Here is a 9,707-nt window from a genome sequence, read left to right on the forward strand (position 1 = left end):
TTTCAACCGCATCATCATCCAGCAGTGGAGCAACAAACCGGGACCATACCCCGTCTGGCGGCTGGCGCAAAAACCATCGGTGGCCACGCTGAACGAGTAAAATCCATATGCTGGAAAACCTGAGCAACCGCTTGAACAAGGTGCTGCGCTTTCTCAGGGGCGAGGTGCAGATCACCGAGGAGAACATGCAGCAGGCCTTGAAGGAGATCCGGCTGTCGCTGCTCGAAGCCGACGTCAACTTCAAGGTGGTCAAGAAATTCGTCGAAGCCATCAGGGCCAAGGCCATGGGCCGCGAGATCCATGAAAGCCTGAACCCCAGCCAGCAGGTGATCCGCATTGTCCAGCAGGAGCTGGTGGCCATGCTGGGTTCGGAGAACAGAGAATTGAACAAGGCCCCGGTCAAGCCGGCATTCATCATGCTGGTCGGCCTGCAGGGGTCGGGCAAGACGACCACGGCCGGAAAACTGGCCTTGCACCTGAAAAACCTGGATAAAAGTTCGCTCCTCTGTACGCTGGACCTGAAGCGCCTGGCGGCCGGGGAACAGCTGGCGATCATCGCCGGCGAGATCGGCGTCAATTATTTCGCACCCGCCGGCCATGAGCTGGCCGACATGACGCGCGAACTGAAAAAAAACGCCTCCGCCCACGGCTACGATTACGTCATCGTCGACACGGCCGGCCGCCTGCACATCGATGAGGAATTGATGGCCGAGCTGGGCGCGGTCAAGGAAATGCTGCAGCCGACCGAAGTCATCTTCGTGGCCGACGCCCTGACCGGCCAGGACGCGGTCAATTCGGCCCTTAGTTTCTCGGAGAAAATCGGCATCGATTCGCTGATCCTGAGCAAGCTCGACGCCGACGCGCGCGGCGGCGCCGCCCTGTCCGTGGTCAGCGTCACCGGCAAGCCGATCAAGTTCATCGGCAGCGGCGAAAAACTGGCCGACCTGGAAAAATTCTACCCCGAACGCCTGGCGGCGAAGATCCTGGGCATGGGCGACATGCTGACCCTGATCGAGAAGGCGGAAAAGGATTTCGATCACAAGCAGGCTGAGGTCTTGTCGCGGCGGCTGCTGGCCGACGAATTCAGCCTCGATGATTTTTTAAGCCAGCTGCGCCAGATCCAGAAAATGGGCTCCATGGACGACCTGATGGGCATGCTCCCCAACCTGGGGTTCAAGGGCAACATGGCCGACGTCCATGTCGACGAAAAACGGATCCGCCACCTGGCCGCCGTCATCGAGTCCATGACCGCCAAGGAGAAACAGAACCCCAAAATCATCGACGGCCGCCGGCGTTTGCGCATTTCCCGCGGCTCGGGCCGACCCGTTTCCGAGGTCAATCAGGTTCTGAAAAGCTATACCGAGATGAAAAAGAACTTCAAAAAACCGTTTTTCAGGAAGATTTTGAAAAAATTTGACAATTTTTCCAAAATGATGTAAATTTGGGTTTCCGCAAGTCTGACAAAGGAGCACATTTCATGGTTGTTATTCGCTTGACGAGGTTCGGAGGAAAAAAGGAGCCCTATTACCGCATCGTGGCTGTAGACCGGGAAAAACCCCGGGAAACAAAATATATTGAATTAATTGGTACATACAATCCCCTGGTCGAACCGGCGCAGATCAAAATCGATTTCGAGAAATACAATCGCTGGCTTAAGCAAGGCGCCCAACCATCGGTCACCGTCAAATCGCTGGTTAAAAAAGTAAATACAGCAAAACAAGGAGGACAACGTGAAACAACTAGTTGAAATGGTATGCAAAGCGTTGGTTGACAATCCGGATCAAGTTGTCGTAACTCAAATCGACGGGGAACAGACCACGATTTTGGAACTGCGCGTGCACCAGTCCGACCTCGGCAAGGTAATCGGCAAGCAGGGCCGGACGGCCCGGGCCATGCGCACCATCCTGGCCGCCGCCGGCATGAAACAGAAAAGGCGTTACAACCTGGAAATAATCGAAAATTTCGATCAACCACAGCAGTGATCGGTTTTGGTTTGTTTCGGCAGAATTTTACGGACGCGAGGGATTAAAGGGGAAGTGGTTGTCAGTCTTTCCCCAGGCATAGTTTTACCGGGAGAGGGAATTTCGGTTGAATTGCGGTCGAGCAAATACGTCCGCCCGCAAAAAATCACCGCCATCACGTCGTCGGGGAACGATGCCATCGTCGCCTTCGCCGGCGTCGATTCCATTCATGAGGCGTTGAAAATCGTCGGTTACTCCCTGTATGGCGATTTGCCGGTCGTGAAAGCAAAGCGGCAGGCCAGCGTGCTCGGCTTCGCTGTTTTCGACGGCCAGGGCAACCGCTGGGGGAAGGTCAAAGCCCAGCCGCAGTACTCGCTCAACCAGTTGCTCGAGGTTGAAGACGACCAGACCGGCGAGATCTTCTATGTGCCCTGGCATGACAGCATTGTACGAAAAGTAGACCGCCGCGCCAAAAGCATCATCATCGACCCTCCCGATGGGCTGCGGGACCTGAACCGGTGAAATTTTCCGTCATCACCATCTTTCCCGAAATGATCAGGAATTTCCTGCGCTACGGGCTGCTCGACAAGGCCATCCAGAGCGGCCGCATCGTTGTCGACGTCCATGACTTACGCGAATTCAGCCGCAACAAGCACCGCAAGGTGGATGACCGCCCGCTGGGCGGCGGCCCGGGCATGGTGCTCATGCCCGATCCGCTGTTTTGCGCCGTCGAAGCGATCCGAAAAAGCCAGCCGGGGCGGGTGATTCTCTTTTCCGCCTACGCCCCCATCCTCAAGCAGAGGAAAATCAAATCCCTGGCCAAGGAGGAGCATTTGATCCTGATCTGCGGCCGCTACGAAGGGGTCGATCAGCGGGCCATCGACCAGCTGGTGGACGAGGAGATTTCTTTGGGCGAATACGTGCTGATGGGCGGTGAGATCGCGGCCGAAGCGCTGCTGGAGTCGGTCAGCCGCATGATCCCCGGCGTGGTCGGCAACCCGGAATCGGTCACGGGCGATTCTTTTTATCGGGAGGATCAATACGCTTTCCCGCAGTACACGCAGCCGCGCCTCTACCGCGACCTGGCGGTCCCGGAAACGCTGCTTTCCGGCAACCACAAGCAGATCGGGCAATGGCGGCTGAAGAACAGAAAAACAAGGAGAAAGGAAAATGAAAAAAATAGTTGAATGCGTGCCTAATTTTTCCGAGGGCCGCGACGCCGGCGTCATCGAGCAGATCAGCGCCGAAATAAAAAAAACGCCCGAAGTCGAGCTGCTCGACGTCGATCCCGGCCGCGACACCAACCGCACGGTGGTGACGTTCGCCGGCAGCCCGAACGGGGTCGTGGAAGCCGCTTTCCAGGCCATCAAGAAGGCCGCCGAATTGATCGACATGTCCAAGCACAGCGGCGCCCATCCGCGCATGGGCGCCACCGATGTCTGCCCGTTCGTGCCGGTGGCCGGGGTGACCATGGCCGAGTGCGTCGAGATCGCCAAAAAACTGGGCCGGAGAGTGGGCGAGGAGCTATCCATCCCGGTGTATCTGTACGAAGAGGCGGCCGCCTGCGAGGAGCGCCGGAGCCTGGCTTACATCCGGGAAGGCGAATACGAAGGTCTGGCTGAAAAACTCAAGAAAAAGGAATTCAAGCCCGATTTCGGCAAGGCCGTTTTCAACCGCACGGCCGGGGCCACGGTCATCGGCGCCCGCGAGTTCCTGATCGCCTACAACGTCAACCTCAACACCCGCAACGTCAAGCTGGCCAAGGAGATCGCCAACCGCATGCGCGAAAAGGGCTATACGGTCAAGAATCCCGAAAACGGCGAAAAACAAACCGTCCCCGGCACGCTCAAGTCCGTGCGCGCCGTGGGCTGGTACATCCCCGAGTACCAGATGGCGCAGATCTCGGTCAACCTGCTCAATTACAACGTCACGCCGCTGCACCGCGTCTTCGAGGAGGCGGAGCGGCTGGCGGCCGAGTTCGGCGTGCGAGTCACCGGCAGCGAACTGGTGGGCCTGATCCCGCTGGAAGCCATGCTCCAGGTCGGTCGGTACTACCTGCGCCAGCAGGGCGGCTGCCTCGGCGTCGGTGAGAAGGAACTGGTGCGCACCGCCGTGCAGAGCCTGGGCCTGGCCGAGATTTCCCCGTTCAAGCCCGAGCACAAGATCATCGAATACCGCTTCCGAAAACTCGGCCCCCTGGCCGCCATGAACCTGGTCGATTTCTGCGCCGAGCTGGCTTCCGATTCCCCGGCTCCAGGCGGCGGCAGCATCGCCGCCCTGAACGGCGCCCTGTCCGCCGGTTTGAGCGCCATGGTCTGCAACCTGACCTTCGCCAAGAAAGGCTACGAACAGGTGCGCAGCGAGATGGAGATCGTGGCCGAAAAGGCCCAGCCGCTGAAGGATTTCTTCATCGAAGCCATCGACAAGGACACCGAGGCCTTCAACCGCCTCATGGCCGCCTTCGCCCTGCCCAAGAAGAGCGACGAAGAGAAGAAGGCCCGCCAGGATGCCATCGATGAAGCCACCAAGGGGGCTACCTTGATCCCCTTCTCGGTCCTGGAAAAATCGCGGACCGCGGCCGAGCTGGCCCTGGTCGCAGCCATGAAAGGGAACCGCAACTCGCTTTCCGACTCCGGCGTGGCCGGGCTGACCGCCGCCGTATGCGCTGAGGGAGCGCTGTACAATGTCCTGATCAACACCCAGGAAATGGCCGCCGGCTCTTTCCGCAGCGAGACCCGCGTCCAGGCGCGCAACATGTGCGCGGCGGTGCTGGAAACCGTCGCCAAGATCAAGGCGGTCATGGACAAGGGGTTTGCGGATTAGTTGGAAATCCAAGACTGGCCTTGGTGTACGGTAAACGGTGTACGGTGTACGGCTGCAATCCATGGACCAAAAGCCAGGGGTAGGGGTTCAATAAAAGACCGATTGGGATCGTATTGAACCCCTACAATTGCAGAAGAAAATCTTTTTTTATATGTTTTGGAAATTGGGATTTGAATCAGGTGGTTGGCTGAAAAGTCCGCCCCTGAGGGAGGAATTATGAAACACGAGCGTTTGTTGTGGATATGGTTTGTGGTCGTCTTACTGGCTACTGCGGCCTGGGCGGCGGAAGACAACGCGTTGGACATGCTGCCTATCGGCCGCTCGCCGCAGCGCCTCGCTACGGCGGCGCTGCCGGCCGGCAAGATCATGGATGCGGCCGTCGGCCGGGAGATCGACCTGCCCGGCCTGATCCGGCAGAATCTCGGCCGCGATGTTTTCATCATCGGCGAGTACCACGACAGCCACGCCTGCCATCTCTGGCAGAAGGAGTTCATTGAAGCGCTGGCCAAAGCGCATCCGCGCCTGCTGGTGGGGTTCGAATTTTTCAATCGCAACGACGACCCGGCCCTGGACCTTTACCTGGGCGGGAAGATCGACGAAGCCGAGCTGCTGCGGCAAACCGGCTGGTACGCCCGCAACGGCATGAACTACGCCTACACGCGCCTGGTGCTGGAAACGGTGAAAAAGCTGGGCCTGAAAGCGGTGGGTTTGAACGTCCCGCGCGAGCTGGTCAGCCGGGTGGCCAAGCGCGGCTTCGCCTCGCTGTCGGCCGAAGAGCAGGCCATGTTTCCCGGCGTCGGCCGCACCGACCCCGAACATGAATATTACGTGCGCAGCACCCTGGGCGAATTCGCCGTGCAGGTGCCGTTATGGTTCCAGAACGTTTATGTCGCCCAGAAGTGCTGGGATACGGTTATGGCCGAGTCGATGCGCCTGGCGCTGGCGCGGCCCGGGTTCCGCGGCACCAAGGGCGTGATTATCGCCGGCAGCGCCCACGTGGCCTACGGCTTGGGCATCCCCTGGCGCTACCGGCTGCGCGATAAAAAGGCGCGCATCTTGACCCTGGTGCCGGTGACCGTCGTTGCCAAGAAAGCGGGGGGCGGCGCCGAGGAAAACCCGATGGTCAAGGCCCTGGCCGGACAGCTGCCGCCCGCCGCCATCTTTTCGCGCGGCCTTGCCGACATGGTCTTTGCCGTGGCCGCCGAGGACAAGCCCTATTTTGCCGACGCCGGTTTCGGCGGCAGAATGAACGGCGACGGGCTGTACGAAGTGGCCAGCGTCGGGAAGGAAAGCCCGGCCGAGAAAGCGGGCCTGGGGGTAGGCGACCTTGTTCTAGCCGTCGATGGCGTGCCGGTCAAATCGCTGGAAGCCCTGCGCCTGATCCTGGCCCAGAAAAATTGGAACGACTCTTTTGAATTAGAGATCAGGAAAAAAATAGTACTATCGAAGGATTTGGAAAATAAATAATATAAAAATACGTGTAGGGGTTCATGTAGGGGTTCAATAAAGTCACAGTATGGTTTCAGCAAGCTTTATAATCTGCTGAAACCATATAGTGTGACTATACTAACATTAGATGTTTTTGGCGACTTTCTGAATGGCCAAAAACATAGTGTTAGTAAAATCTCATTTGATCTCGTATTGAACCCCTACATTTGATCTCGTATTGAACCCCTACGTTGTAAAATATTTTTCAGGATTTGGAATTTTCCGCACCGTCGTCGCGACCGGGGAAGATGCGGTCGACCAGCAGCAGCAGGACCAGGAAAACGGCCATGAAGGCGAAGAGCGCCAGCATCCCTTTTCCGGTTACGGCGAGGGCTTGCTTGAATATCCGCAACACGCTTTCCGACATATCATCCTCCGTTAGTGGACCAGGGCCAGGATCAGCCCGCCGGCCAGGACCGAACCGATCTGCCCCGAAACGTTGGCGCTGACCGCGTACATCAGCAGGTAGTTGGACGGGTCCTCCTTTTGGCCCATGGTATGGATTACCCGCGCCGACATGGGGAAGGCCGAGATCCCGGCCGCCCCGATCATCGGATTGACCTTTTTTTTCAAGAAGACGTTGATCAGCTTGGCGAAGAGCACGCCGCCGGCGGTGTCGAAGACGAACGCGCAGAGCCCCAGGCCGATGATGAACAGGGTGGAGGTCTGCAGGAAGCGCTCGGCGGTCATGGTCGAGGCGATGGTGATGCCCAGCAGCAGGGTGACCAGGCTGGCTGCCATCCATGCGGATCATCCGTTCGCGCCGGCTGGTCAACAGCCGGATCACCGGCGGCTGGATGATGGGCACCAGCGACATGTAGGAATACGCCGCCACCGATATCGGGCCCAGCAGGTTGCGGGCGAAGCGGCTGGCCACGTAGATCGAGGTGGGGCCGTCGGCCGAGCCGATGATGCCGATGGCCGCGGCCTCCTTCAGGCCGAAGCCGAACAGGGTGGCTGCCATCATGGTGAAAAAGATGCCGAATTGGGCGGCGGCGCCGAAGAGGAGCAGGATCGGCTTGCGGAACAGCGGGCTGAAGTCGATCATGGCGCCGATGGCCACGAAGATCAGCAGCGGGAATATCTCGGTCAGGATGCCGGCGCGAAAAAAAATGGACAGCGCCCCGGCGACCTGGCGGCCGCCCTCGAACTGGTCAAGGACCGACGAGAAGGGGATGTTGACCAGGATGGTGCCGAAGCCGATGGGCAGCAGCAGGGCCGGCTCGTATTCCTTTTTGATGGCCAGGTAGATCAGAACGCCGCCGATGGCCATCATCAGCAGCTGTTTCCAGGTGATGGCCGTGAAGCCGATGAACAAACCTTCCATTTTTTGCCTCGCTTCAATTTTTCATGCTACATGTTTTCAGCGCCCCTGTCAACGCATTCCCGGCCCGGGAAAGGCAGTCCGGCTTGACACGGATTTCACGCTTGCATTTTTTTTTCCAGACATATAGAATGTCAGGGAGCGAAAAAAGAAATATCCAACTTTTCTTTTTGCGTGAAATTTTCTGGACAAATCAAACAGGAGTGTGAAAGATGAAAATTGGCAAACGGATGGTTTGGTTGGCGGCGGTGTTGATGATCGGCGGCGCGTTGGCATGCGGCGGTGGGGGCAAGTACGGCGCAGCCAAGGACCTGATCAACAAGCAGATCACGATGATGAATAACTATGCCGACGCCATGGAGAAGGCGGGGAACGCCCAGGACGTGGCCGCGGCGCTGAACGCCTACGCCGAAGCCTCCAAGGACCTGGCCCCGGACATTCAAAAAGTCCAGGAGCAGTTCCCGGAGATGAAGCAGCAGGCGGAGCCGCCGGCGGAGCTGAAGGCGGAGATGGACAAGTTGAAGGAAGTCATGGGCCGCATCATGTCGGCCTCGATGAAAGCCGCCCAATACATGTCCGACCCCGTAGTCCAGGAAGCCCAGAAAAAGCTCGGCGAAGCCATGGCTGGCAATAAGTAAAAATTGTAGTCACACTAGATGGTTTCAGCCAACTATGGAACTTGCTGAAACCATAGTGTGACTATTGAACCCCTACCAGAGCGCCTGTCCGCTATATTTTTTCCATCGCCAGGGTTCCCGCGTGCCTGACCGAGCCTCAGCGCAGGCATTTGACCGCCGGGGTTTTCTATGTTAAAAAGAAAACTAAAATGGAGGCACGATGGCGCTCGAAAAAAAACTGCTTGACCTGGTGACGCGCAAGGAAAAAGGCCGCCTGGCCGGCGGCTCGAAGCGGATCGCCAGCCAGCATGAGAAAGGCAAGTACACGGCGCGCGAGCGGGTCGAGAAGATACTGGACCCGGGCAGCTTCGAGGAATTCGACATGTTCGTCACCCACCGCTGCACGGATTTCGGCATGGAGAAGAACCAGCCCCTGACCGACGGCGTGATCACCGGCTACGGCACCATCGCCGGACGGCTGGTCTTCATTTTTTCCCAGGACTTCACCATCTTCGGCGGCTCGCTCTCCAAGGCTTACGCCGAGAAGATCGTCAAGGTCATGGAGATGGCGGCCAGGGTGGGGGCCCCGGTCATCGGCATCAACGACTCGGGCGGGGCGCGCATCCAGGAAGGGGTCGATTCGCTCGCCGGCTACGCCGACATCTTCCTGCGCAACGTGCTCTACTCGGGGGTGGTGCCGCAGATATCGCTGGTCCTCGGCCCCTGCGCCGGCGGCGCCGTTTACTCGCCGGCCATCACCGATTTCATCCTGATGGTGGAGAAGAACTCCTACATGTTCCTGACCGGCCCCAAGGTGGTCAAGCAAGTGACCCAGGAGGACGTGACCACCGAGCAGCTCGGCGGCAGCAGCGTCCATGCCACAAAGAGCGGCGTGGCCCACCTGACCTACGCCAGCGAGGACGCTTGTTTTGACGGCTTGCGCAAGCTCCTCTCCTTCCTGCCCCAGAACAACGCCGTTGCCGCGACCTGCCAGGAAAACAGCGATCCGCTGGACAGGCTGGAAACCAAGCTGAACGACGTGGTCCCGGAAAACCCCAACAAGCCCTACAACATGAAGGAGATCATCACCCTGGTGGTCGACCACCGCGATTTCTTCGAGACCCAGCCCCTCTATGCCGCCAACATCATCACCGGTTTCGCCCGCTTGAACGGCAGGGCCGTCGGCATCGTCGCCAACCAGCCCAACGTCATGGCCGGCGTGCTCGACAACGCCGCCTCGATCAAGGCCGCCCGCTTCGTCCGCTTCTGCGACGCCTTCAACATCCCGCTGGTCGTTTTCGAGGACGTCCCCGGCTTCATGCCCGGGACCAGCCAGGAATACAACGGCATCATCCGCAACGGCGCCAAGCTCCTCTATGCCTTCGCCGAGGCCACGGTGCCCAAGGTCACCGTCATCGTGCGCAAGGCCTACGGCGGCGCCTACTGCGTCATGAATTCCAAGCACATCCGCGGCGACGTCAACCTGGCCTGGCC

General features: G+C 58.9%; 10 protein-coding genes and 1 pseudogene. 9 read left to right on the forward strand and 2 right to left on the reverse strand.

What is annotated here, in order from left to right; translation table 11 throughout:
* Positions 1 to 107 precede the first annotated feature (107 nt).
* The 7 genes from ffh to NTW95_10345 all read left to right on the forward strand — a co-directional run bounded on the left by ffh (position 108) and on the right by NTW95_10345 (position 6,251).
* Positions 108 to 1,439 carry a signal recognition particle protein gene (ffh, locus tag NTW95_10315; GenBank protein ID MCX6557806.1) on the forward strand — a complete coding sequence of 444 codons (1,332 nt, stop codon included), beginning with the start codon at positions 108 to 110 and terminating at the stop codon, positions 1,437 to 1,439.
* A gap of 38 nt (positions 1,440 to 1,477) precedes the next feature.
* On the forward strand, positions 1,478 to 1,747 hold the full coding sequence (gene rpsP, locus NTW95_10320; protein MCX6557807.1) for a 30S ribosomal protein S16: 270 nt from the start codon (positions 1,478 to 1,480) through the stop codon (positions 1,745 to 1,747).
* A gap of 1 nt (position 1,748) precedes the next feature.
* The gene (locus tag NTW95_10325; protein MCX6557808.1) at positions 1,749 to 1,982 is read left to right on the forward strand and encodes a KH domain-containing protein; all 234 of its coding nucleotides are present in this window, start codon (positions 1,749 to 1,751) and stop codon (positions 1,980 to 1,982) included.
* 6 nt (positions 1,983 to 1,988) lie between these two features.
* Positions 1,989 to 2,483 carry a hypothetical protein gene (locus tag NTW95_10330; protein MCX6557809.1) on the forward strand — a complete coding sequence of 165 codons (495 nt, stop codon included), beginning with the start codon at positions 1,989 to 1,991 and terminating at the stop codon, positions 2,481 to 2,483.
* Entirely contained in the window at positions 2,480 to 3,148 is a 669-nt protein-coding gene (gene trmD / locus NTW95_10335) for a tRNA (guanosine(37)-N1)-methyltransferase TrmD (protein ID MCX6557810.1), read from the forward strand. The genes NTW95_10330 and trmD overlap by 4 nt, the downstream gene beginning before the upstream one ends.
* Positions 3,132 to 4,784: a glutamate formimidoyltransferase gene (ftcD, locus tag NTW95_10340; protein MCX6557811.1), complete on the forward strand. Its 1,653-nt coding sequence runs from the start codon at positions 3,132 to 3,134 to the stop codon at positions 4,782 to 4,784. The genes trmD and ftcD overlap by 17 nt, the downstream gene beginning before the upstream one ends.
* A gap of 216 nt (positions 4,785 to 5,000) precedes the next feature.
* Entirely contained in the window at positions 5,001 to 6,251 is a 1,251-nt protein-coding gene (locus NTW95_10345; protein MCX6557812.1) for a ChaN family lipoprotein, read from the forward strand.
* Positions 6,252 to 6,477: 226 nt separating this feature from the next.
* Here the strand turns inward: NTW95_10345 and NTW95_10350 are convergent, their stop codons facing one another.
* Both NTW95_10350 and NTW95_10355 read right to left on the reverse strand, forming a co-directional pair.
* Complete coding sequence (locus NTW95_10350) at positions 6,478 to 6,639, reverse strand: hypothetical protein (GenBank protein MCX6557813.1); 162 nt, start codon at positions 6,637 to 6,639, stop codon at positions 6,478 to 6,480.
* Positions 6,640 to 6,650: 11 nt separating this feature from the next.
* Positions 6,651 to 7,599: pseudogene (locus NTW95_10355) on the reverse strand (sodium ion-translocating decarboxylase subunit beta).
* Between the two features lie 209 nt (positions 7,600 to 7,808).
* Here NTW95_10355 and NTW95_10360 point away from each other — a divergent pair.
* Together NTW95_10360 and NTW95_10365 are read left to right on the forward strand one after the other, a co-directional pair.
* Entirely contained in the window at positions 7,809 to 8,234 is a 426-nt protein-coding gene (locus tag NTW95_10360) for a hypothetical protein (protein ID MCX6557814.1), read from the forward strand.
* A gap of 199 nt (positions 8,235 to 8,433) precedes the next feature.
* Positions 8,434 to 9,707: acyl-CoA carboxylase subunit beta (locus tag NTW95_10365; protein ID MCX6557815.1), on the forward strand; the 1,274-nt coding region annotated here is incomplete at its 3' end.

Source organism: Candidatus Aminicenantes bacterium, from assembly GCA_026393795.1.
In the GTDB taxonomy this organism is placed as follows: domain Bacteria; phylum Acidobacteriota; class Aminicenantia; order UBA2199; family UBA2199; genus UBA2199.